Source organism: Acidovorax sp. CF316, from assembly GCF_000276605.1.
Classification (GTDB): domain Bacteria; phylum Pseudomonadota; class Gammaproteobacteria; order Burkholderiales; family Burkholderiaceae_C; genus Acidovorax.
The window spans coordinates 1-23,461 of the sequence record NZ_AKJX01000212.1; the positions used below are offsets into that span (position 1 = coordinate 1).

The window sequence follows — 23,461 nt, forward strand, 5'->3', positions numbered from 1 at the left end:
GGCTGGAGCAGCCGCGCCTGGCCGACGACGACCGGCTGGCCCTGGCCGGCACGGCGCGGGCGCAGGCCCTGGCACCCTGGCCCGTGGGCGATGCGCGCCTGGCCACGCTGGGCTGCGGCCGCTGGGCCGAGCTCGCGGCGCAGCTCAGCGCGGCCACCGGCCTCTCGGGCGACGGCGCCGAGCTGGTGCTGCTGCGCCCCACCGCCACGCGCGCGCCCATCCTCGACGAGGCGCACCAGCAGCTGCTCTGGCCGGTGCAGGACGCCGACGGCCTGTGGCTGCACCTGACCGTGCCCGTGGGTGATGCCAGCATGCTGCGCGTGGACAACCTCGACCGGCTGGCCGCGCGCGGCGCCCCGGTGCACGCCGTGCTGGTGCGCGTGGAGCGCACCGGTACCAGCACGCTGCTGGTGCCGCTGTCGCTGCTCAGCAGCGATGCCAGGGGCCAGGTGCATGCCGTGTCGCTCGACTATGCCAACGAGGCCGCGCGCCCCACGCCGCTGGCCCAGCGCATCCTGCGCCTGGTGCAGTGGCGCAAGGAGCAGGCCACGCCGGCGGCCACCCAGCCCACGCTCGCCCAGCGCCTGCTGGGCCCCGTGCTCGACGTGCTGGAGACCCAGGCCGCCACCGGGCGCATGCCGCTCACCGGGACCCAATCGGAGCGCCTTGGTGCCGCGTTGCCGGGCATCGCCTCGGTAGGCCTGCACACCGTGGCATCGGCCCTGCAACACCACCTGAACGCACCGCAGCCCGCGGGCGCGCTGCGCCTGCAGCAGCTGTGCCAACGCACGGTGGAGCTCGACGGGCTGCCATCCATCGCTGCGTCGTAGCGCCCCGGCTCGGTGTTACAAGCCATTACCTTGAAAGCGGGCAAATTGCACACGGGCGCGGCCTGGCGCAAAGGTGGCGCCATGGCGCGCTGACAAAATGCGGGGCTCTATTCAGACCACAGGGGATCGTGCATGGGACTGCTGGACAAGATCGTGGGGGTGGTGACGGGCCGCTCGGACAATGATGGCAACGGACTGAACACCGCGCAGAACAACCTGCTGCGCCAGGCCATGGAGCCGCTGGACAAGGCGGCGCCGGGCCTGGCAGACAAGGCCCTGGCCTTTGTGACCCAAGGCACCCACGAAGCCGTGCTGCTGGAGCTGCAGGCCCCCCATGCCCTCGAGCCGGGCCAGTTGCTCGGCGCGCCCGGCCGGCTGCGCTGGGGCTTCAACCTGTACAACGACAAACCCCTGGAGGCCGCGGGCAAGAAGAGCCTGGCCGGCCGCTCCGGGTTCTACGCCAGCATCCCGGCAGACAAGCCGCCGCTGGCCATGCTGGTGCGCCTGGGCAAGCTGCTGGCCGCGGCCGATGCCGGCAAGTCGCTGGAACACCCCGGCGCGCCCGTGCCCGACTGGCTGCAGTACCTGGTCAACGATGCGGTGCACGCCAGCTTCAAGGACGGCAACAGCAGCAAGCACGAGCTGGGCAAGGACCGCGCGGCCTGGACGGTCGACCTCATCGCGCAGCTGCTGGCCGAGGAGGGCCTGGACGGGACGCTCGCGCTGCAGCTGGTGTTCGAACGCAAGGGCCTGGACAGCTACTACCAGGACCGCCTGGACGGCCTGGTCAAGGCGCCGGCCCTGGCCGCCCACATGCTGGCACGCCCCGAGGCCGTGCAGGCCCTGCTGCCGCAACTCTCGGCCTCCGGCCGCGTACAGCTGGCTTCGCGCATCGGGCCCGACAAGGCGCTGCGCGCGGGCTTCGCACCGCTGCTGGTGGCCCTGGCGGCCGATGGCAGCAAGACCGTGCGCGCCGAGGCCGTTCCCCACCTCAAGGGCATCGACGAGGCCGAGCGACTGCGCCTGCTGGCCGCGCTGCTCAGCGATGGCGATACCAGCCAGCGCACCCAGGCAGCCGAACTGCTGGCACGCCTGCCCGCGGAGGCCACGCGCGGCCTGCTCGAGGCCGCGTTGGCCAGCGAGGCCAGCAAGCCCGTGCAGCAGGCCATCCGCGCGGCGCTCAACCGCATCGATGCCGCTGGCGGGGCCCAGGAGCAGGACCTGCCCGAGCCCCCGCCCTGGACCCCGTTCGCCGACAGCCCGCTGGGCGAGGATGCACTGGCCCTGCTGCTGGCCAACCGCACCGAGGTGATCGAGCGCGCGCGCCGCGCCGCCGAGGAAGAGGCCGAGGAAAACAAGGCCCAGAAGAACAAGTACACCTGGCGCCAGAAGAGCTATGCCAACCTGTCCAAGCTGACCGAGGACGACGTGCGCCAGGCGCTGGCCCTGCTCAACGGCCAGCTCGAGAAGAAGCAGATGGAGAAACTGCGCAACAGTGAGGTGGCCCAGGTCGTCACGCATGGCAACCGCCTGTTTGCGCTGCCGTCTTTCGGGCCCTCGCACCTGATCCGCTGGCTGGGCGTGTCGCGCTACAGCCGCAGCTTCTGGTTCGATGACGGCTTCCACAAATGGCTGGGCGGCCAGCCACGCGGCAGCGTCGACCTGCGCGCCCTGGGCGACCTGCTCAAGCGCTCGGGAACCCCGCTGATCGAAGTGGCCCGCACGGCCCTGTTCGACTACTGGAACACCCCCAGTGCCACCGACCTGCTGCCACCCGAGCGCGTGTGGCCGTTTTTCGCCGAACACCCCGAGTTCCTCGACCAGGCCCTGGGCCTGGCAGCGCAGCAGAACAACGGCGACCGGTATGCGAGCACGCTGGAGCTCGGGCCGGCCTTGCGCACGCTGGCCACCTTCCCGACCATTCCCGCGCGCTGGCTGCCGCGCGTGATGGAGCTGGCCCTGGGCGAGGGCAAGACCCACCGCCCCATGGCGCAGAAAGCCTTGTCCACGCTGCCGAACATCGGCCGCCAGGTGGTGGAGTCGCTCACCCACACCAAGAGCGAGGTGCGCATCGAGGCCGCCAACTGGCTGGCCGAGCTGAAATACACCGACGCCGTGCCCGCCCTCACCAAGGCGCTCGAAAAGGAAAGCCGCGAAACAGTGCGCGCCGCCTTCCTGACCGCGCTGGAGGGCCTGGGCGAGGACATCTCGCCACGCCTGGCCCCGGCCATCCTGCTGGCCGAGGCGAAGAAGGGCCTGAAGGCCAAGCCGCCCGCAGGCCTGGCCTGGTTCGCGCTGGACGCGCTGCCGGCGGCACGCTGGGCCGACGGCACGGCCGTGGAGCCCGAGATCCTGCGCTGGTGGGTGGTGCTGGCCTGCAAGCTCAAGGAGCCCGGCGGCAACGCCCTGCTCACGCGCTACATGGGCCTGCTCGATGCCGCGAGCCGCCAGGCCCTGGGCAGCAGCGTGCTGCGCCAGTTCATCGCGCACGACACGCGCCACCCGCCGCTGGAGGAGGGCATTGCCTACGCCCAGGCCCATGCGCCGCAGCGCTACCAGTCCTACCAGAAGGGCTGGCAGAACGCCAAGCCCGAGTACCGCCAGTACTACGAGGCCGACTACGCCAAGTCCGAGGACCAGGTGTTCGAGGAGTGCAAGCGCGAGAAGATGTCCGAGTACCTGGGCAGCGCCATCGGTGAGAAGGGCATCCTGGCCCTGGCGGCCTTTGCGCCGGGCCATGAGATCGTGACCCTGCTGCAGCAGTACATGCGCGACCACTACCAGCGCCGCTCGCAGATCGAGGCCATGCTCGAAGGCGTGGCGCCGGGCAACGACCCGGTGGTGATCCAGCTGATGCTGGGCCTGTCGCGCCGCTACCGCACGGCCTCCGTGCAGACCAAGGCCCGCGCCCTGGTCCAGGAGATCGCCGACCGCAATGGCTGGACCCAGGACCAGCTGGCCGACCGCACCATCCCCACGGCCGGCCTGGACGACACGGGCACGCTGGCGCTGCCCTATGGCGAGCGCATCTTCACCATGGTGCTCGACGCCGCGATGAAGCCCGAGCTGCGCAACCCCGAGGGCAAGGCCATCAAGACCCTGCCCGAGCCGCGCCAGAACGACGACCCGGCCCAGACCAAGGAGACCAAGGCGCTGCTCTCCACGAGCAAGAAGGAGCTCAAGCAGGTCATCGACCTGCAGACCGCGCGCCTGTTCGAAGCCATGTGCACCGGCCGCCAGTGGCCCGTGGCCGAATGGCGCGAGTACCTGCACCGCCACCCCGTGGCCGGCCGGCTGGTGCAGCGCCTGGTGTGGCTGGAGGTGGACGCCGAGGGCGCCGCACTGCAGAGCTTTCGCCCCACCGAGGACGGCAGCCTGATCAACACCGAGGACGACGAGGTGGAACTGAGCGACGGCGCCCAGGTGCGCCTGGCCCATGCCTCGCTGGTCGATGCGGCCACGGCCAGCGCGTGGACGAAGCACTTCAAGGACTACAAGCTCGCCCCCCTGTTCCCGCAGATGTCGCGCCAGTCGCCCACCCTGGCCTTCACCGACGACAAGGGCCTGGCCGTCACGGAGATCCGGGACCGCCAGGGCTGGGTCAGCGACAGCTTCACCCTGCGCGGCGCCTTCACCAAGCTCGGCTACCAGCGCGCGCAGGCCGAGGACGGCGGCTTCTTCTACGAATACACCAAGGACTTCTCCAGCGTGGGCGTGCGCGTGTCCATCGAGTTCTCGGGCAACACCCTGCCCGAGGAGAACGTGGCCGCGGCCTTGAAAACCCTGTCCTTCGAGGACAGCCGCTCGCGCAGCTGGAGCGAGAGCACGCTGCCCCTGGCCAGCGTGCCCCCGGTGCTGCTGGCGGAAGCCTATGCCGACTACCTGGCCATCGCGAACGCCTGCACGGGTTTCGATGCGGACTGGGAAAAGAAGATGCCCTGGTAGCACAGGTTGACGGCGCCCGTGCGCCCGCGTTACAACCTCAGCCGATGATGATCCACGGTGCGCTGCCTTGCCTGAAGCCAGGTGGCCGCGGCGTGCAAACACGACAAAGCAGGCGGAGGGAATGCGAATGGGATGGCAGGACATGGCAGGCGATGCGGCGGCCGGCGGCACCGGAATCACCAACGGCCCCCCGGGAACGGATGGCCTGACGCAGGCGCAGCACGGGCTGCTGCGCGAAACCATGGAGCCGCTGGAGATGGCGCGGGCGGGCCTGTCGGACAGGGCGCTTGCCTTCATCACGCAAGGTACCCACGAATCCGTGCTGCAGGAGCTGCAGGCCCTGCAGGCACCGCTTGCGGCCGGCCAGTTGCTGGGGCAACCAGGCCGGCTGTATGCGACCTTCGACGCCGGGGGCGACCCTGCCATGGCGGCGGCTGCGGACAGGAGCCTGGTCCCCCGGGCCGCATTCTATGCCAGCCTGCCGGACGGCACCACCGCGCTCGCACCGCTGGTGCGCCTGGGCAAGGTCCTTGCGGCCGCCGACCGGGGCCTGTCGCTGCTGCGCCCGGGAGCCCCCGTCCCCAACTGGCTGCAGTACCTGGTCAACGACGCGGTGTTCGCAACCATCCAGTGGCGGTACCCCGAAGTGCGTGGCCTGGCGAAGGACCGCGCGGCATGGACCGTCGAGCTGGTGGCACGCCTGCTGGCCCATGAGGGAATGGACGAGGACCTGGCGCTGCAGCTGGTGTTCGAATGCAAAGCCCTCGAGAGCTACCAGCAGGCGTCGCTGGCCGGACTCGTCCAGTCGCCCGCCGTGGCGGGCTTCCTGCTCGCCCGGCCCGAGTCGGCGCGCACGCTCCCGCGCAAGCTCTCGGCCTCCGGGCGCATGCAGCTCGCGGCGCGCATCGGCAAGGATGCCCAGTTGCTAACGGGCCTGGCCCACGTCCTGATGGCACTGGCTGCCGACAGCGCCAAGGCTGTGCGCGAGGCGGCGGCGCCCCATCTCGCAGGCATGTCCGAAGCCGAGCACCTGGATGTGTTGCGCTCGCTCCTGCAACACGGTGACACCAAGCAGCGTGGCCAGGCCATCGAACTGCTGGGGCGGCTGTCGGCGCAGGTCTCGCGCGGCATTCTCGCCACGGCCCTGGAGCGGGAAACCAGCAAGCCCCTGCAGCAGGCCCTGCGCGATGCGCTGGCGCGGCTCGATGCGGCGCAGGATGCCCAGGAGATGACCCTGCCCGAGCCGCCCGCGTGGACACCGATTCCCGACACGCTGCTGGGCGGCGATGCCCTGGCGGTGCTGCTGGCCAACCGCGCGCAGTGGATCGAAGACACGCGCCTTCTGGCGCAGGAAGAGATCGACCAGAACGAGGGCCGCGTCCAGAAGGATTTCTGGTACCAGCAAGCGCTTGCGCGTGCGTCCAGGCTGAGCGAGGACGACATGCACATGGTCCTGGCGGTCTTCAACGGCCAGGCCAGCGCGCAGGACGCAGAGCGTTTGCGCAGCGGTGACGCAGCAAAGGCCCTGGCGCTGGGCCAGCGCATCCATGCCCTGCCCGCTTTCGGGCCACTTCATCTGTTGCGTTGGCGCGGTCCCTGCCCGCATGGGCGCAGCTTCTGGTATGACGAGGCTTTCCAGGACTGGCTCGCCCGCCAGCCGCAGGGCACGGTGGACCTGCGCGCACTGGCCGACGTGGCGCAACGGGCCGGCGTGCCCCTGGTCGAGGTGGCACGCAGTGCACTGATCTCCGACTGGAACCACAGCAGCGCCAGCGAGCTCCTGGCGCCCGGATGCGTGTGGCCGTTCTTCATGGAGCACCCCGGCTTCATCGACGAAGCCCTGGGACTGAGCCACCGGGCCAAGGAGGGCGCCCCGTACAAGGAGCTGGAGCCCGGCCGCGCACTCAAGACCCTGGCCCTGTTCCCCTGCATCCCTGCGCGCTGGCTGCCGCGTGCGCTGGAGCTGGCCCTGGGTGATGCCAGGGCCCTTCGCTCCCAGGCGCAGGACGCACTCCGCGGTGCTCCCGGTATCGGCCGCGCCGTTGCCGGAGCACTGGCGCATACCCAGCATGAAGTGCGCACCGAAGCCGCCGCCTGGCTGGCGCAATTGCAGTACGCCGAAGCCATTCCCGCGCTGCGCACCGCGCTGGAGAAGGAAAGCCGCGAAACGGCGCGCGCTGCCTTCCTGAGCGCGCTGGAAGCGCTGGGGGAGGACATCTCGGCCTGGCTCTCTCCCTCCATCCTCCTGGCCGAGGCAAGAAAGGGCCTCAAGGCCAAGCCACCTGCCGGCCTGGCCTGGTTCGCCATGGACGCTCTGCCCGCCGCCCGGTGGGAACAGGGAACCCCGGTGGAGCCGGAAATCCTGCAGTGGTGGGTCACGCTGGCCTGCAAGCTCAAGGAACCGGCAGGCAACGCACTGCTGACCCACTATGCGGCCCGCCTGGATCTGCCCAGCCGCCAAGCGCTCGGCAGCTGCGTGCTGCACCAGTTCGTCGGCCACGACACGCGGCGCCCAACGCTCGCACAGGCCACTGCGCATGCGCAGGTCGAAGCGCCCTTGCGCCAGCAGCAATACGCGCGCGCCTACCACGGCGCGGCAGAGCAGAACCGTCCGTTTTACGAAGCCGACTACCGCAGAACCCTGGAGCAGCTGCTGGAGGAATGCAAGCGCGAGAAGCTTGCTGAATACCTGGGTACTGCGATCGGAGAAAAGGGCATGCTGGCCTGGGCAAGCCATGCACCCGGCCACGACATCGTGGACGTGCTGCGCCAGTACATGCGCGATTACCCGCAGCGCCGCGCTCAGATCGAAGCGCTGCTCGAAGCGGCGGCCGCCAGCGACGATCCCGCAGTGCTCCAGCTGCTGCTGGGTGTGTCACGCAGCCACCGCGCTGCATCGATCCAGGAAAAGGCACTCGCCCTGGTGCAGGAAATCGCCCGCCACCGCGGTTGGACACCTGACGAACTGGCCGACCGCACCATTCCCAGTGCCGGCCTCGATGACACCGGAAGCTTGGCCCTTCCCTTGGGCGACCGGGTTTTCACCCTGGTGCTCGGCCCCGGCATGGCGCCCGAGCTGCGCAATCCCGATGGCAAGGTCGCCATGGCGCTGCCCGAACCACGCCAGGACGACGACCCGGGACAGGCCAAGGAGACCAGGGCATTGCTGTCCCAAAGCAGGAAGGCCCTGAAGGAGGTGGTCGAGCAACAGACCGCCCGCCTGTTCGAAGCCATGTGCACTGGCCGTTCGTGGCCCGTGGCCGGCTGGAGCGAATACCTGCACCGCCATCCTGTGGCCGGCCGTCTGGTCCAGCGCCTGGTATGGCTGAACATCGACAGCCAGGGTACGGTGCTCCAGAGCTTTCGGCCTGTGGAAGATGGCAGCCTGCTCGATGCCGAAGACCGGCAAGTGGACTTGGCCGGCGGCTCCCTGCTGCGCCTGGGCCATGCGGCACTGGTCGATGCCGCCACGGCAGACGCCTGGCTCCGGCATTTCGAGGACTACCGGGTCAGCCCGCTGTTTGCGCAGATGTCGCGACGCACCCCTGCGGTGGCCCTGGCCGATGCCACAGGCCGGGCCGTCCATGGGATTCGCGATCGCCTGGGCTGGACGAGCGACAGCCTCACGCTGCGCAATGCGTTCACCCGGCGTGGCTACCAGCGCGCACCGGCCGAAGAGGGTGGGCTGTTTACCGCATACACCAGGAATTTCGCGGGCGCCGGAGTACGGGTGGTCATCGACTTCTCCGGCAACGTGCTGCCCGAGAAGAACGTGCCCGCAGCGCTCAAGGGCCTTTGGTTCGAGAACACGCGCGCACGCGGGCGCAGCAACCCGGCCCTGCCCCTGGCCAGCGTGCCGCCCGTGCTGCTGGCCGAGGCCTACGCCGACTACCTAGCTGTGGCCCAGGCCTGCACCGGCTTCGACGCCGATTGGGAAAAGAAGATGCCTTGGTAGCCGGTATGCAGAGCACCTCAGGGGACTGTTCTGCGAAACATCAAGCCGTAACTGTTTGAATCGAGCGACGAAACCGGAACGAATTCACGTTTTTTTGGTGAGGTCTCTCCATTCTCACAATTTGCGACATCTTGCCGGCGCAAGTCCCGCGATGATCCAGCCCTCGCACCGCAAAACAGCCCATGAGCTGGCGGGATTTTTAGTGAATGTGAATGATTGAGGGAGGTATTTTCATGCCGGGTTTTGTCCGAAAGATTCTGATTTTCATCACGGGCTATGCATGGCTCATCCTGCTGGCGGGCCCGGGCCTGGCCGGCCTGGCCATCTGGAGCAGCTGGAAGGCCGATGGCGACCACGCCTACACGGCGCGCGAACAGCTGCAGACAGTGGCCGGCAAGGTCACCGGTGCCAGCGAAGTGACGGTCAAGCGCAAGCGCCGCTCCACCAAGCAGTACTACGAGATCACCGTGGCACCCGATGCCGGCGGTGAAGCCCGCAAGCTGCGCATCGCGCACAGCACGCCCAAGGACATCGTGGGCGGCATCATCGACGAGAAGATCACCGCACTGTACGACAGCAGCGACAGCGACATCGTCTATGAAGTGGTGACCGGCGGCAAGGCCGTCATCAGCTACGAAGACACGCGCAAGCGCATGCAGGCCGAAGCCGCGTCGACGGCACAGTCCTTCAGCGGCGCCGGCATCTGGATCCTGGCCGTCCTTCTGACCCTGGTGGGCGCCGCAGGCGTCTGGTCCAACCGCAAGCTGCGCCGCGCCGACGAACTGGCCGCGGCCTGAACCCACAACAGAGAGAGAGGCAAGGAGCGGCCCACAAGGCCGCTCCTTGTGTGAGAAGTAGCAACCCAACCGAGGAGCATCCTTGTGAATACCAATGTCCTGACCCCTGAAGACCCGTCCGGCTCCCCCATGGAGCGGCGCGAGTTCATCGTCTCCACCTACAAGCACCTGGGCGCGGCCATCCTGGCCTTCGTCGTGCTGTCGACGGTGCTGATGGTGAGCGGCTTTTCCAGCACCACGGCCAAGATGCTCATGGCCAGCGGCAACAAGTTCATCTGGCTGGGCGTGATGGGTGCCTTCATGCTCGTGGGCTGGCTGGCCTCGTACCTGGCCGACAACGCCGAGAAGCCCCAGACCCAGCTCATGGGCCTCGGGATCTACGTGCTGGCCGAAGGCCTGATCTTCGCGCCGCTGTTCGGCATCGCCCAGATCGTGGCACCGGGCGCCATCGGCGCCGCAGGCTTCATCACGCTGCTGATGGTGGCGGCACTGACCTGGACGGCCTTCACCAGCAAGTCCGACTTCTCGTTCCTGGGCGGCATCCTCAAGGTGGGCGGCCTGGTGGCCCTGGGCACCATCGTGGCCGGCGCGATCTTCGGCTTCAAGCTCGGCATCTGGTTCTCCGGCATCATGGTGCTGTTCGCCGGTGCCTGCGTGCTGTATGACACCTCGCGCATCATCCACGACTACCCGACCGACCGCCCCGCAGGTGCTGCCCTGCACCTGTTCGCGTCGATCGCGCTGATGCTCTGGTACGTGCTGCGCATCCTGATCAGCCTGGCCTCCAGCGACGATTGAGCCGATGGCTGTGGCGGTGCCCCGCGAGGGGCATCCACCAGAAAGAAGAACACCGGGCCATGCCACAGCATGCCCGGTGTTTTTTTTGGGGGGAGCAGGCAGCGGGTCAGTCCGCCACGTCCACCGTGACCTGGCCCAGCTCCTTGCTGCCCTGCACGCGTGCCGTGTTGGCCGTGCGGCCCCATTCGAAAGGCACGCGCAGCAGCTCGCGCTCGCCCTGCTCGCGCACCGCCTCCACCACCATCTGGTAGCGCCCTGGAGGCAATTGGGCCAGCGGCCCCTTGCCGCCAGCAAAGTGCAGCGCATGCGTGCCCACGGGCCGCGTGGCACCTGTAATGCCGTCCACGGGCAGCGCGAGCTGCTCGCCACCCATGCCCCACCAGGTGCGCAGGTTGCGCAGCCAGCCCTTGCCCAGGCCGTCCTTGAGGCGCGTGTCGTACCAGACGGCGAGGGTGCCCACCACAGCCTTCTCGTCGGCCTTTTCCACCCAGGCCGCAAGGTAGGGCCGGTAGTAGGAAGCGGTCTTGATCTCGGGCAGCGTGATCTGCAGCGTCAGCGACGCCGCAGCCGCCGGCCCTGCGGCCAGTGCCAGCGCGGCGGCTGCCAGGCACCCGCGCGGTGCTCCAGCCCTGGCCTCAGTCGTCATTGGCGCGGGCCTGGGGCGGGCGCTGTGGGTCGTCCTTGGAGACGGTGCCATCGCCGTTGGTGTCGAGGTTCTTGAAGGTCTTGTCGGCGATGGCCGCATCCTCGGCCGCAGTGAATTTGCCGTCACGCGCGCGGTTGACGATGGCAAAGCGCACGTGGGCCTGCTTGATGCTGTTCTCGTAGGCCTTGTCGGGCTGCTTGCCTTCGTCGAAGTACTGGCGTTTGAGGCGGCCTTCGAACTCGGCCACGTACTCGGCTTCGCTCAGCACGCCGTCGCCATTGGTGTCTGCGGCGCGAAAGCGCTGCAGGCGCACGGCGTCGAACTCGGCGCGCGTGACCTGGCCGTCACGGTTGGTGTCGTAGCTGCCCAGAAAGGCCTGCAGGCCGTGGCCACCGGCCGGGCGGGCCGGCTGGCCCGGGGCTGCCGGGGCGCTGGCAGGGCTGCTTGCACAGGCCGACAGCAGGGCCGCTGCGGCGAGTGCTGCCAGCAGGGAGGATGTCTTGGAAATCGTCATGGTCATGGCCTTTCGTTCGAGGGGGTGGGAGGGGAAAGATGGGTCATCGTCAGAAGTCCAGGTTCATGCTGAGCGCATAGGTGCGGCCGGGTGCCGTGGACAACGCGATCTGGCGCCGGTCCTGTGCGGACTGCGGCTGCAGGTTGCGGGTGCTGCTGTAGGCCCAGTACTTCTTGTCGGCGATGTTGAAGATGCCGGCGGTCAGGCGCACGTTCTTGCTGACGCGGTAGTAGCCTGCCAGGTCGAAGCGCGCGAAGCCCGGCACGCGGAACAGCTCGGTGGTGGAGTCCGTGAGCGTGGCGCCGGGGTCGTTGCTGAAGGCCAGGCGGTTGGTGGAGATGGCCTGCTTGCCCTTCACGAAGGTGCCGGTGAGGTTCAGGCCCCAGGCCTTTTGCGGCGCGTCGAAGCCCAGGCCGATGATGGCCTTGCCCGGTTGCACCGAATCGAGGTCGACCTTGCGGTCGCCCTTGAAGTGGGATTGGGAGCTGCCCTGGCTGTAGCCAACGGCCCAGGTGCTGTACAGACCCCGCGCGGCCGGTGTCCAGGTGCCGTGCTCCAGGCGGGCGCTGAACTCGGCGCCCGAGATGTGGGCCTCGTCGCGGTTGCTGGCCTGGTAGAGGATGCTCAGGCTTTGCTGGATGTGGGTGAACAGCTCGGGGTTGTTGGCCCGCGTGTAGCGGGTGTAGGAGATGAAGTCCTTGTAGCGCGTGTGGAACACCGAGCCGTTGAACACCACACCCTCCGTGGGCGATCCCTTGAGCCCCAGGTCGAAGGCATTGCTGGTCTCCTTGCCCAGGTCCTTGTTGCCGACCAGCGCATAGGTGCCGCCGCCGCCGTTCCAGTAGCCGAAGACCTCGCTGTTGGTCGGTGCGCGGCCGCTGCGCTTGTACTGGGCATAGGCGGTGAGCGCGGGCGCCACGTCGTAGAGCACGGCCAGGCTCGGGCTCACGATGGTGGTGGCCGCGGTGCTGCCGTACATGCGTTCGAGCTCGGCCGCCGTGACGCGCTCGTTGGCAAAGCTGGCTGCGTTCTCGATGCGCGGCCGCACCCGGTCCACGCGCAGGCCGGGCACCAGGGCCAGGCGCCTGCCGCCCACCTGCCACTCGATGGTGTCCTCGGCGAACAGGCCCATGCGCACCGTGTTGGTGTCGGGGAAGGGCTGGCGCCCCGCGAGCGGGTCGGTGGAGCTGAACGGGTGCGCGTTGTCCGCGCTGGAGTAGTTCACCCCGAACTTGAGCGCGTGGTTGCCCACGCGCTTGTCGGCCACGCTGGAGAAGCCCAGCTGCCGCGTGGTGTTCTTCGAGATGTCGCGCTCGCTGGCGCGCGTGGCCAGGGTCACCGTGTCGGTGACGTCGTTCATCTCCGTCTCCTGGAAGTGGATGCGCGTGTTGAGCTGGTCCAGCAGGCCACCGCCGATGGACGCCCAGGTGTGCGCAGCATGCAGGGTGCTGCGTTCGGTCCTGGCGACCTGGTGCGAGTTGCCGGTGACGGCGGTGGCCGCCGTGTTCCAGGCCTCGAAGCGGGTGTCGCCCTCGCGGCGGTACAGGTCGGCGCCCACCTCCAGCTTGTGCTCGGGGTTCACGCGCAGGCTGCCCTTGAGCAGCAGGGCGTCCGAGTGCCAGTCGTCCGGGTAGCTGGGCACGCCCAGGCTGTTGTTCTTCGTCTCCTTGCCGTCGCGGCGCACATAGCTCACCAGCGCGCCGAAATCGCCCGACAGGCCTGCCGCCGTCATGCCCTTGGTCCAGGCGCTGTTGGCCCCGCTGTAGCCCAGCTTGGCGCCCAGGTACAGGGGTTTGCTGGCGCTCACATAGTCTTCGGGCGACTTGCTGCGAAAGCTCACCGCGCCACCGATACCACCGGCCGTGCGCTGCGCATTGGTGGTGCCCGACTGGATCTCGACCGCCGAATAGATGTCGGGGTCGATGAAGTCGCGGCCCATGCCGAAGGTGCCGTCCTGGGCGCGGTTGGTCAGCGGGGCGCGGCTCACGGCGTCGGGCATCTCGATGCCGTCCACGTCCAGGCCCACGCGGTTGCCTTCGATGCCGCGGATGTTGTAGCCCGTGGTGCCGCTGCGGTCATAGCGGCTGGCACCGCGCGTGGCGCCGCTCACCGTGCCGGGCGCTTCCACCAGCGGCTGGTAGCGGATCACATCGGCAATGCCCGTGGCACCGGTCTTCTCGACCTCTTCCTGCGTAACGACCACCTTGGCACCGGCCTCGCGGCGCAGCGCCTCGGCGCTCACCTTGACCTCGGGCAACGACTCGCGCTCGCGCGCCTGGGCCAACAGGCCGCTGTCGGCAGGCGTCTGCGCCGCGGCGGGCGCTGCAGGCCACAGCAGGGCCTGGATGGCCAGCGCGATCAGGCTGGCACGCCATGGCGGGGTAGCGAAGAAGACAGCGGTACGAAGGAAGGCGAGCGCATGGGCGGTATCGCCAGGCACGTGCCTGGCCAGGGCCTTGCGGCCGGACTGGGTCATGGAGGTTTCCTCGGGATTCAAGGGGGGTTGCTTGCTGGACCCCTTTGAACTCAAAGAAACATCTGGCTGTGGAGTAGCCAATTGTATCAATGCGAGTGATACGCATTCATCAATCAGTTGCACACCCGCCACGGAGGCTGTGTAAAGCTGGTCCAAAATAGCCTTGAAGGGTGGGGCCCCGCCCCGCCATCCACTCCAGCCATCCATGAGCACCACCCCACCTTCCGCGAACCAATCCGTGCGCCTGGCGCCCGAGCAACGCTGGGCCGACGAACTGACCCGCCTGGCCGCGGCAGACAGCCACGCCCGGCCGCCGGGCTGGAAGCTCTCGCCGCGCGCGGTGCGCCAGTTCATCCTGGGCGACGCGAAGCTGCAGGTGACGCAGAAGTTCTTTGGCGACGACCCGCTGGTGGACCGCGCCATCGTCACGCTCATGGGCCACCAGGGCCTGATGCTGGTGGGCGAGCCGGGCACGGCCAAGTCGCTGCTGTCCGAGCTGCTGTCGGCGGCCATCAGTGGCGACTCGGGCCTCACGGTGCAGGGCACGGCCGGCACCACCGAGGACCACATCAAGTACAGCTGGAACTACGCGCTGCTGCTGGCCGAGGGCCCGAGCCAGCGCGCACTGGTGCCCTCGCCGCTGTACCAGGCCATGCGCGCGGGCAAGCTGGTGCGCTTCGAGGAGATCACGCGCTGCCCGCCCGAGATCCAGGACGTGCTGATCTCGCTGATGAGCGACAAGCAGCTGATGATCCCCGAGCTGGGCGACGACGCGCGCCTGTTCGCGCAGCGCGGCTTCAACATCATCGCCACGGCCAACCTGCGCGACCGGGGCGTGCACGAGATGTCGTCGGCGCTGAAACGCCGCTTCAACTTCGAGACCGTGCGCCCGATCCGCGACCACCAGTTCGAGGTGGACCTGGTGATGGCCCAGTTGGCGCGCGAGCTGGCTGGCAACGAGGCGCCGGTGAACGTGCCGCGCGACGTGGTCGCACTGCTGGTCACCACCTTCCAGGAGCTGCGCGCCGGCCAGACGCAGGAGGGCACGGCCATCAAGGGGCTCGATGCCGTGATGTCCACCGCCGAGGCCGTGAACGTGGCCTATGCGGCCGCCCTGCAGGCGCGGCATTTCAATGGTGGCGAACTGACCCCGCGCGAGATCGCCGGCCAGTTGCAGGGCGTGGTGCTCAAGGACAGCGCTGACGACGCCAAGCGCGTGCGCCACTACTTCGACACCGTGGTGCGCGAGCGCGCGCGCCGCGATCCGCAGTGGAAGACTTTTCACGACGCCGCCCGGTCGCTGTGGCAGTGAGCATGGACGCAGCCGCCGCTCAGCCCGCGGGCCTGCCGCCGGAGATCGCGGCCCTGCTGCCGCAGCTGCTCGGTGACGAGGGCGTCTTCTTCGTGCCCGTGCGCCACCACAGCCCGGCCTGCGCCTGGGCGCTGCGCCACCTGCTGCGCGAGGTGCGCCCGGCCGCCGTGCTGATCGAGGGGCCGGACGACCTCGACAGCCTGCTGCCGCTGCTGCAGGACCCGAAGACCCGCACCCCGGTGGCCTGGCTGTGCCAGGCCACGCGCGAAGCCCGGGCCGAGCCGGCCCCTCCGGGCGAAGACGGCGCCGAGGCAGAGCCCGAGCCGGCCGGGCCGCACACGGTGACCAGCAGCTCCTTCTACCCCCTGTGCGACTACAGCCCCGAATGGATCGCCGTGCGCGAGGGCGCAGCCCTGGGTGCGCAGATCGCGCTGATCGACCTGCCCTGGCGCCACAAGGCCTGGGAGCGCCGCTACGGCGGCGGCGATGGCGAAGACGGCGCCGAAGCCCCCGACACCGCGCGCAGCCAGATGGAGGAACGCCACTTCGCCCACAGCCGCTACCTGAACGCGATGGCGCGCCAACTCGGCTGCGTGGACCACCACGACCTGTGGGACCGGCTGTTCGAGCTGCGCACGCCCGAGGCCCTGGCCGACTGGCGCACGCTGTTCGCTGACGTGTTCAGCTGGTGCGCCATGGCCCGGCAGGACTACGAACCCGAAGTGCTCGAGGCCGAGCTGAGCCTGCCACGCGAGCGCCACATGGCGGCGCACATCCGCCGCTGGCGCAACGACGTGAAGGGCCCCATCGTGGTGGTGACAGGGGGCTTTCACACCGCCGAGCTGCTGCGCAGCTGGAAGGCGGCTCCGCCCCTGGCGGTGCCCGCCAAGGCGGCGGTGAAAAAAGGCAAGGCCACCGAGCCCGATGCCTGGCTGATCCGCTACAGCTTCGAGCAGCTCGACGCGCTCAACGGCTACGGAGCGGGCATGCCCTCACCGGGCTACTACCAGCGCACCTGGGAAGCCCTGGAGGCCCAGGACCTGCGCGCTGCGCCCGCGACCGGGGCGGCGCACCCCCTCACGGTGGTGGCGCTGGACCTGCTGGCCCGCTTTGCGCAGCAGACGCGGGCACAGGACCAGACGGACGCCGTCTCCACCGCGCTGGTGCAGGCCGCCGCGCTGCAGGCCGTGCGCCTGGCCGAGCTGCGCGGCAACGCCGGGCCGGGGCGGCAGGACCTGCTGGACGCAATCCGCTCGTGCTTCGTCAAGGGCGCGATGGACGAGGGCACGCGCGGCTTCACGGCCGACCTGCGCGCCTTCCTCGGCGGCACGCGCATCGGCGACGTGCCGCCCTCGGCCGGCTCGCCACCGCTGATCGAGGATGCGCGCCGCCTGGCCCGCGCCGCCGGTGTGCGCCTGGACGACAGCACCGCGCGCACGGTGCGGCTGGACCTGTACCGCAAGAGCGCGCACCGCGAGCGCAGCCGCTTCCTGCACGCCATGGCCTACCTCGATGCGGGCCTGGCGCAGTGGGTGGCCGGGCCCGATTTCATCGCCGGCAGCAGGCTGAACATGCTGTTCGAGGAATGGCGCGCCGCCTGGTCGCCGATGGTCGAGGCGCGCCTGATCGCGCTGGCCAGCGATGGCGCGAGCGTCGAGGCGGTGTGCCTGGCGCGCCTGCTGCGCGAAGAGGCGGCCCTGTCCGACCAGGGCCGCGGGCGCAGCGCCAGTGCCGCCGTGGCCCTGCTGCAGCGCGCCTGCCTGGTGGGCCTGCACGCGCGGTTGCCGCAGCTCCTGGCCATGCTCTCGGCCCACCTCGACGAGGATGCCTCGCTCGGCTCGGTCGTGGAATGCGGGCACCGCCTGGTCACGCTGTGGCGCGCGCGCGAGCCGCTGGGCGTGCAGCAGAACCCGCAGCTCGCGGGCCTGCTGCAGCGCGTGTGGCCTGCCGCCCTGTACCTGCTGCCGCCCCTGGCGCAGACACCGGTGGACGGGCAGGAGCAGGCCGTTCGCCTGCTGCTCTCGCTCCGCGAACTGGGGCGCCTGCTCGCCAGCCTGGGGGCACAAGACAACACCAGCACCATCGATGCCGGTCTGCTTGTGGAACACCTCACGCGCTTTGCCGCCGGCGCTGGCTGCGCCCCCGGCGTGGCCGGTGCCGCCACCGCGCTGCTCTACCTCGACGGCCACTGGGACGATGCGGCGCTGGACGCGGTGGTGCGCCAGCGCTTCGGCCCCGGCGCCCTGCCGCAGGAGGCGGTGCAGTTCCTGAACGGCATGATGACTGCTGCGCCCGAGCTGCTGCTGCGCCTGCCGGCCCTGCTGCAGGGCCTGGATGCGCTGGTACGCCAGTGGGACGACGCGGCCTTCGTGGCCCACCTGCCCGACCTGCGCCAGGCCTTCACGGGCCTGCGCCCACAGGAAACGGCAGACCTGGCCACCAAAGTCGCGCAACTGCATGGGACGGACGAGGCCACCGCTGCAACGCTGGCCGGCATGCACTACGAGACCACCGAAGAGGACCTGCACGCCGGCCTGCGCCTGCAGGCCTTGCTCGAAGCCAGCCTGCAGCGCGACGGGCTGGCGCACTGGATACGCTGACTGGACCTTATTCGGTCGCGCTGGCGATGACCCCGCCGCCCAGGCAGACTTCGCCGTCATAGAGCACGGCCGACTGGCCGGACGTGACCGCCCATTGCGCATCGGGGAACTGCAGGGACAGGCCCGCGCCATCGGCGGCCAGCACGGTGCAGGGCGCATCCGGCTGACGGTAGCGTGTCTTGGAGCCATACACGCCCGGCGCGGGCGCATGGCCGGCCGTCCAGCTCACGTCCTGCGCCGTGAGCGCGTGCGACAGCAACCAGGGGTGGTCGTGGCCCTGCACCACGCGCAGCGTGTTCTTTGCCAGGTCCTTGCGCGCAACGAACCAGGGCTCATGCTCGCCACCGCCGCGCTGGGCGCCCTTTTCCTTGATGCCGCCGATGCCCAGGCCCTGGCGCTGGCCCAGGGTGTAGAAGGACAGGCCCACATGCTTGCCCAAGGTGCGGCCGCGGTCGTCCTGGATGGGGCCGGGTGCATGGCTGATGTAGCGGTTCAGGAACTCACGGAACGGCCGCTCGCCGATGAAGCAGATGCCGGTGGAGTCCTTCTTCTTGGCATTGGGCAGGCCGATCTCCTCGGCAATGCGCCGCACCTCGGTCTTGTGCAGCTCGCCCACGGGGAACAGGGTCTTGGCCAACTGCGCCTGGTTCAGGCGGTGCAGGAAGTAGCTCTGGTCCTTGGCAGGATCGAGCCCCTTGAGCAGCTCGAACAGGCCCGAGCCGGGGTTCTGGCGCACGCGCGCGTAGTGGCCGGTGGCAATCTTCTCGGCACCCAGACGCATGGCATGGTCGAGGAAGGCCTTGAACTTGATCTCGGCATTGCACAGCACGTCGGGGTTGGGCGTGCGGCCGGCCTGGTACTCGCGCAGGAACTCGGCGAACACCCGGTCCTTGTAGTCGGCCGCGAAGTTCACGTGCTCGATCTCGATGCCGATCACGTCGGCCACGGCGGCCGCGTCCACGAAGTCGATGTTGGACGAGCAGTACTCGCTGTCGTCGTCGTCTTCCCAGTTCTTCATGAAGATGCCGACCACCTCATGGCCCTGCTGCTTGAGCAGGTGGGCGGTGACGGCCGAGTCCACGCCGCCCGATAGGCCGACGACGACGCGGTGCTTGGTTGGTGCTGTCATGGCCCAGATTGTATTTTTTATGCCGCGGGTACGCTGCGCGGGCGCGCAGTACGCGTAGCCACCAGCAGGTCATACAGCTGCTGGGCCGCGGGCGACAGGGAGCGCCCGCGGCGCTTGATGAGCCCCATCTGCCGCGTGACCACCGGGTCCACCAGGGGGATGCTGACCAGGGTGGGGTGGTCCTTGCCAGGCATGGCCAGGCGCGGCACGGCGGCCACGCCCAGGCCGGCCTCCACCAGGCCGAGCAAGGTGGTCACGTGCTTGGCCTCGTACAGGCACTGCGGGCGGTCGGGCACATTGGCCAGCGCCAGGTCCATCAGCAGGCGGTTGCCCGAGGTCTTGCCCACCGACATGAAGTCGTGCTGACCCAGCTCCGCCCAGGTGACCTTCTTGCGCCGCGCCAGCACATGGTCGCGCCGGCAGGCGGCGACGAAGCGCTCGGCCAGCACGGGCTTGAACTCGATCTCGGCCTCCTGGCTGCCGATGAAATTGAGGCCGAAATCCGCATCGCCCTGGGCCACGGCCACCAGCACCTCGTTGGCGCTGGCATCGTGCACCTTGACGCGGATCTTCGGAAAGCGCTCGTGGTAGCGCTTGACCACCTGCGGCAAAAAGTAATACACGGCCGAGGGCACGCAGGCGATCGTCACCTCGCCCATGCGCCGCGCCGCCACGTCGCCCAGGCCCATGAGCATGCCGTCCAGGTCGTCGAGCCACAGCCGCGTCTTGCGCGCGAAATCGCGGCCCACGGCGGTGAGCGTCACGCGGCGCGTGGTGCGGTCGAGCAGGCGCACGCCCAGCGCCTCTTCGAGCTTGTCGATGCGGCGGCTGAAGGCCGGCTGCGACAGGTGGATGGATTCGGCCGCGGCGCGAAAGCTCTGCAGCTCGGCCACGGCGGCGAAGGCCTGGATATCGGCCAGATCGAATTTGGTGTGCATGGCGCAAGCCCGGTGAAAGGGAACAGGGGACGAGGGTGGCGTGCATTGCGTGCGGTGCATCAATGCTTCGCAACATTGCAATTCACAGGCGCCATTTCATCACGTACAAGCGCCGGACATCTATTGCGCCGCATGCATCAATCGTTGCCAACAATGCAATTCACAAACAATCGGCGGCGCCGCACCATGCGGTCCCATGAGCTACCACCTCCCTTGCGTCCTGATGCGCGGCGGCACCTCCCGGGGCCCCTTCTTCCTGGCCGACTGGCTGCCCACCGACCCGGCAGAGCGTGACCGCACGCTGATCGCGGCCTTGGGCTCGCCGCACGAGCTGCAGATCGACGGCCTGGGCGGCGGCAACTCGCTGACCAGCAAGGTCGCCATCGTCTCGCGCTCGGCGCATGCCGGCTGCGACGTGGACTACCTCTTCGCCCAGGTCAGCGTGGACGAGGCCCGCGTGGACACACGCCCCAACTGCGGCAACATGCTGGCCGGCGTGGGACCCTTCGCGATCGAGCAGGGCCTGGTGCCCGCCAGCCGCACCGGCGACGTGACGCGGGTGCGCGTCTACAACGTGAACACCCGCTCGCGCATCGACGTGCAGGTGCAGACCCGCGGCGGCCGCGTGCACTACGAGGGCGATGTGCGCATCGACGGCGTGCAGGGCACGGCCGCCCCGGTGCTGATGAATTTCCTCGAAGCCTGGGGCGCCGTCACGGGGCAGATCTTCCCCACCGGGCAGCGCATCGACAGCATCCAGGGCCTGCCGGTGACCTGCATCGACGCCGCCCAGGTGATGGTGCTGGTGCGTGCGGCCGACCTGGGCCTGCGCGGCGACGAGAGCCCTGCCGAGCTCGATGCCGACACGGCCTTGCTGGCACGGCTCGAAGCCTTGCGCTGCGAGGCCGGGCTGCGCATGGGCATGGGCGATGTCTCGGGCAGTGTGCTGCCCAAGCCGGTGATCGTCTCGCCCGGCACGGCGCCCGGCAGCATCGTCTCGCGCTACTTCACGCCGCGGCGCTGCCACCGCTCGCACGCCGTGACCGGAGCCATCGGCGTGGCCGCCGCCCTGGTGCTGCCCGGCACCGTGGCCAGCGACGCACGCACCCTGCCCAGCGCCGGCATGCGCCGCGTGGAGGTGCTGCACCCGGCCGGCCGCATCCACGTGGATGTCGAACTCGCCCTGGTGGACGGCCAATGCACGCTGGTGCAGGCCGCGCTGGTGCGCACGGCCCGAAAGATCCTGGAAGGCACCTTGTTCGTCGCAGAGGCCGCGGCACAACAGGCCTGACTTCCTTTTTTCTCTCATCCATTCACAACGACATGACAGGAGACAAGACCATGACACACCCATCCCCATCGCGCCGCCGCACCCTGGCCGCCGCACTGGCCCTCGCCACGCTGGCCGGCGCACCTCTGGTGGCGCACGCTGCCTTTCCCGAGCGCTCCATCACCCTGGTCGTGCCCACGGCCGCCGGGGGCGGCAACGACGGCATGGCGCGCGTGGTGGCACAGAAGATGTCGCAGCTGCTGGGTCAGTCGGTGATCGTGGAGAACAAGGCCGGCGCCAACGGCGCCATTGCCGCCGAGTACGTGGCGCGCGCCACGCCGGACGGCCACACCATCCTGTTCGGCTACATCGGCACGCACGGCATGAGCCCCGCGCTGCAGAAGCTGCGCTACGACCCCATCACCCAGTTCGAGCCGATCGGCATGGTCTGCTACTCGCCCACGCTGATGGTCATCAACCCCAAGGTGCCCGCGAAGACGGTGGCCGAGTTCGTGGCGCTCACCAAGGCCCATCCGACCTCCTACAACTACGCCTCGGCCGGCAACGGCACGGCGCCGCACTTCTCGGCCGAGATGTTCAAGCTCGAGAGCGGTGCGCAGATGGCGCATGTGCCCTACCGCGGCTCGGCCCCGGCAATGAACGACACCATGGCCAACCAGACGCAGGTCATGTTCCCCAGCCTGTTCTCGGCCTCGTCCCACGTGAAGAACGGCAAGCTGCGCGCGCTGGCGCTGGCCGGGCCCAAGCGCTCTTCGCTGATGCCCGACGTGCCCACGCTCGAAGAGGCCGGCATCAAGGGCGTGGAGATCACCCAGTGGTACGCGCTGTTCGCCCCGGGCAAGACACCCAAGGCCGTGGTGGATCAGCTCAACAAGGTGCTCAACACCGCCCTGGCCGACAAGGACGTGGCCCGGCGCATCGAGGAGCAGGGCGCCGTGGTCGACAGCAGCACACCCGAGGCCCTGGCTCAGACCGTGCGCCAGGAACTCGCGAAATGGCGCGGCGTGGTGCAGAAGGCCCAGCTGACCGCCGATTGACGCCGTCGAACAAGAACACCCACCGAGGAGACCGCATGAAGAACACGACCGGCGCCCTGTGCGCCTCATTCGCCCTGCTGGCCTGCGCGCCCGCCTTCGCCCAGACCGCATCCACCCAACTCACGCTGTATGGCGTGGTGGACCTGGGCCTGCGCCACGCCAGCGGGCTCACCGCCGCCAACGCCCCCGCGCCCGGCTCGCACCACAGCCTGGGCAGCGGCATCCACACCACCAGCCGCTGGGGGGTGCGCGGCAGCGAAGACCTGGGTGGCGGCGCCCGCGCGCTGTTCAACCTGGAGAGCGGCCTCAATGCCGATACGGGTGCGCCCGCCAACAGTGCGAAGTACTTCGACCGCGCCTCCTGGGTCGGGTTGCAGAACGCCTGGGGCAGCATCGCACTCGGGCGGCAGACCACGCTGCTGGCCGACGCCATCTTGCCCGTCGATCCCTTGGGCATGCGCTTTGCCAGCTTCAACCCCAACATCGGCGTCACGGCGTTGAGCCAGCACGGCCTGGGCATCGAGTACGGCAGCGCGGGCGCCAACACCGGCTCCTACCGGCTGGACAATGCCGTCAAGCTCACGGGCCGCTGGGGCGGCCTCACGGCGCGGGCCATGCTGGGCGTGGGCGAAGTCGCATCCCAATCGTCCGCCTTGTCCTCGCACGGCCTGGGCCTGGCCTATGCCGATGGCGGCCTCACCGTGTCCGGCGCCTGGCAAACCTTCAAGGACAGCAACCTGCGGCCGCTCGATGCCGCCACGCTGGGCGCAGCGTACCAATGGGGCAGCCTGCGTCTGGCCGCGAATGCCGGGCGCAGCAAGGCGAAGACCGGTGCGGCCACGCACACCGAGCAGCGCGTGCTGTCCACAGGCGCTACCTGGGCAGCGCTGCCGCTGCTGGACCTGACCGCCACCTACTACAAGATCGACCGCACCCGCACGGCCGCGGCCGACGATGGCTACGGCCGCATGGTGGCCTTTGCCGAGTACAAGCTGTCGCGCCGCACCCGGGTGTATGCCGAGCTGGACCACACACGCTGGCGCAACGGCTACCAGGGCGCTGCGAACAAGCGCACGGCCACCGGCGTTTCCGCCGGTGTCATGCACAGTTTCTGAAATGAAGCACCCCCTGAGTCGCTTCGCGCCCTCACCCCTCTCTCGACTCGCTGCGCGAGTCGGGAGGGGGACGCCCCC

General features: G+C 69.2%; 14 protein-coding genes and 1 pseudogene. 10 read left to right on the forward strand and 5 right to left on the reverse strand.

The window, feature by feature from the left end; genetic code table 11:
* The 5 genes and pseudogenes from PMI14_RS26110 to PMI14_RS26130 form a co-directional block, all read left to right on the forward strand.
* Positions 1 to 830: pseudogene (locus PMI14_RS26110) on the forward strand (SWIM zinc finger family protein); the annotation flags it as partial.
* Between the two features lie 132 nt (positions 831 to 962).
* Positions 963 to 4,775, forward strand: a complete 3,813-nt coding sequence (locus PMI14_RS26115; RefSeq protein WP_007859076.1) for a DUF4132 domain-containing protein — start codon at positions 963 to 965, stop codon at positions 4,773 to 4,775.
* Between the two features lie 127 nt (positions 4,776 to 4,902).
* The gene (locus tag PMI14_RS26120) at positions 4,903 to 8,730 is read left to right on the forward strand and encodes a DUF4132 domain-containing protein (protein WP_007859078.1); all 3,828 of its coding nucleotides are present in this window, start codon (positions 4,903 to 4,905) and stop codon (positions 8,728 to 8,730) included.
* A gap of 233 nt (positions 8,731 to 8,963) precedes the next feature.
* Positions 8,964 to 9,527, forward strand: coding sequence for a hypothetical protein (locus PMI14_RS26125; RefSeq protein WP_007859080.1), 564 nt, complete (start codon positions 8,964 to 8,966; stop codon positions 9,525 to 9,527).
* 84 nt (positions 9,528 to 9,611) lie between these two features.
* Positions 9,612 to 10,325, forward strand: a complete 714-nt coding sequence (locus PMI14_RS26130; RefSeq protein WP_007859082.1) for a Bax inhibitor-1 family protein — start codon at positions 9,612 to 9,614, stop codon at positions 10,323 to 10,325.
* Between the two features lie 106 nt (positions 10,326 to 10,431).
* Here PMI14_RS26130 and PMI14_RS26135 read toward each other — a convergent pair whose 3' ends face one another.
* The 3 genes from PMI14_RS26135 to PMI14_RS26145 are packed head-to-tail and all read right to left on the reverse strand — an operon-like array spanning position 10,432 to position 13,961.
* Positions 10,432 to 10,971, reverse strand: coding sequence for a DUF2271 domain-containing protein (locus PMI14_RS26135; protein WP_007859084.1), 540 nt, complete (start codon positions 10,969 to 10,971; stop codon positions 10,432 to 10,434).
* Complete coding sequence (locus PMI14_RS26140) at positions 10,961 to 11,485, reverse strand: EF-hand domain-containing protein (protein WP_007859086.1); 525 nt, start codon at positions 11,483 to 11,485, stop codon at positions 10,961 to 10,963. The genes PMI14_RS26135 and PMI14_RS26140 overlap by 11 nt, the downstream gene beginning before the upstream one ends.
* 49 nt (positions 11,486 to 11,534) lie before the next feature.
* Entirely contained in the window at positions 11,535 to 13,961 is a 2,427-nt protein-coding gene (locus tag PMI14_RS26145) for a TonB-dependent hemoglobin/transferrin/lactoferrin family receptor (RefSeq protein WP_007859089.1), read from the reverse strand.
* A 205-nt stretch (positions 13,962 to 14,166) separates the two neighbouring features.
* On the opposite strand from PMI14_RS26145, the gene PMI14_RS26150 reads away from it, so the two are divergent.
* Complete coding sequence (locus PMI14_RS26150) at positions 14,167 to 15,273, forward strand: AAA family ATPase (RefSeq protein ID WP_007859091.1); 1,107 nt, start codon at positions 14,167 to 14,169, stop codon at positions 15,271 to 15,273.
* A 2-nt stretch (positions 15,274 to 15,275) separates the two neighbouring features.
* Complete coding sequence (locus PMI14_RS26155) at positions 15,276 to 17,873, forward strand: DUF5682 family protein (RefSeq protein WP_007859092.1); 2,598 nt, start codon at positions 15,276 to 15,278, stop codon at positions 17,871 to 17,873.
* A gap of 7 nt (positions 17,874 to 17,880) precedes the next feature.
* Here the strand turns inward: PMI14_RS26155 and mnmA are convergent, their stop codons facing one another.
* Together mnmA and PMI14_RS26165 are read right to left on the reverse strand one after the other, a co-directional pair.
* Positions 17,881 to 19,002 (reverse strand): tRNA 2-thiouridine(34) synthase MnmA, encoded by a 1,122-nt coding sequence (gene mnmA / locus PMI14_RS26160; protein WP_007859093.1) that lies wholly within the window; start codon positions 19,000 to 19,002, stop codon positions 17,881 to 17,883.
* A gap of 17 nt (positions 19,003 to 19,019) precedes the next feature.
* Positions 19,020 to 19,940 (reverse strand): LysR family transcriptional regulator, encoded by a 921-nt coding sequence (locus PMI14_RS26165; protein WP_007859094.1) that lies wholly within the window; start codon positions 19,938 to 19,940, stop codon positions 19,020 to 19,022.
* Between the two features lie 196 nt (positions 19,941 to 20,136).
* Between PMI14_RS26165 and PMI14_RS26170 the strand changes: the two genes are divergently transcribed.
* Genes PMI14_RS26170 through PMI14_RS26180 form a run of 3 tightly spaced genes read left to right on the forward strand, consistent with a single transcriptional unit; the run spans position 20,137 to position 23,383 of the window.
* On the forward strand, positions 20,137 to 21,231 hold the full coding sequence (locus PMI14_RS26170; protein WP_007859096.1) for a 4-oxalomesaconate tautomerase: 1,095 nt from the start codon (positions 20,137 to 20,139) through the stop codon (positions 21,229 to 21,231).
* 50 nt (positions 21,232 to 21,281) lie between these two features.
* On the forward strand, positions 21,282 to 22,268 hold the full coding sequence (locus PMI14_RS26175) for a tripartite tricarboxylate transporter substrate binding protein (protein ID WP_007859097.1): 987 nt from the start codon (positions 21,282 to 21,284) through the stop codon (positions 22,266 to 22,268).
* A gap of 35 nt (positions 22,269 to 22,303) precedes the next feature.
* Positions 22,304 to 23,383, forward strand: coding sequence for a porin (locus tag PMI14_RS26180; protein WP_007859099.1), 1,080 nt, complete (start codon positions 22,304 to 22,306; stop codon positions 23,381 to 23,383).
* The last annotated feature ends 78 nt before the right edge of the window (positions 23,384 to 23,461 follow it).

What these genes read in the sequence shown, in the direction of transcription:
- PMI14_RS26115 (WP_007859076.1), top strand. Translation starts at nt 963, where the DNA reads ATGGGACTGCTGGACAAGATCGTGGGGGTGGTGACGGGCCGCTCGGAC.
- PMI14_RS26120 (WP_007859078.1), top strand. Translation starts at nt 4,903, where the DNA reads ATGGGATGGCAGGACATGGCAGGCGATGCGGCGGCCGGCGGCACCGGA.
- PMI14_RS26125 (WP_007859080.1), top strand. Translation starts at nt 8,964, where the DNA reads ATGCCGGGTTTTGTCCGAAAGATTCTGATTTTCATCACGGGCTATGCA.
- PMI14_RS26135 (WP_007859084.1), bottom strand. Translation starts at nt 10,971, where the DNA reads ATGACGACTGAGGCCAGGGCTGGAGCACCGCGCGGGTGCCTGGCAGCC.
- PMI14_RS26140 (WP_007859086.1), bottom strand. Translation starts at nt 11,485, where the DNA reads ATGACGATTTCCAAGACATCCTCCCTGCTGGCAGCACTCGCCGCAGCG.
- PMI14_RS26145 (WP_007859089.1), bottom strand. Translation starts at nt 13,961, where the DNA reads ATGACCCAGTCCGGCCGCAAGGCCCTGGCCAGGCACGTGCCTGGCGAT.
- PMI14_RS26150 (WP_007859091.1), top strand. Translation starts at nt 14,167, where the DNA reads ATGAGCACCACCCCACCTTCCGCGAACCAATCCGTGCGCCTGGCGCCC.
- PMI14_RS26155 (WP_007859092.1), top strand. Translation starts at nt 15,276, where the DNA reads ATGGACGCAGCCGCCGCTCAGCCCGCGGGCCTGCCGCCGGAGATCGCG.
- mnmA (WP_007859093.1), bottom strand. Translation starts at nt 19,002, where the DNA reads ATGACAGCACCAACCAAGCACCGCGTCGTCGTCGGCCTATCGGGCGGC.
- PMI14_RS26165 (WP_007859094.1), bottom strand. Translation starts at nt 19,940, where the DNA reads ATGCACACCAAATTCGATCTGGCCGATATCCAGGCCTTCGCCGCCGTG.
- PMI14_RS26170 (WP_007859096.1), top strand. Translation starts at nt 20,137, where the DNA reads ATGAGCTACCACCTCCCTTGCGTCCTGATGCGCGGCGGCACCTCCCGG.
- PMI14_RS26175 (WP_007859097.1), top strand. Translation starts at nt 21,282, where the DNA reads ATGACACACCCATCCCCATCGCGCCGCCGCACCCTGGCCGCCGCACTG.
- PMI14_RS26180 (WP_007859099.1), top strand. Translation starts at nt 22,304, where the DNA reads ATGAAGAACACGACCGGCGCCCTGTGCGCCTCATTCGCCCTGCTGGCC.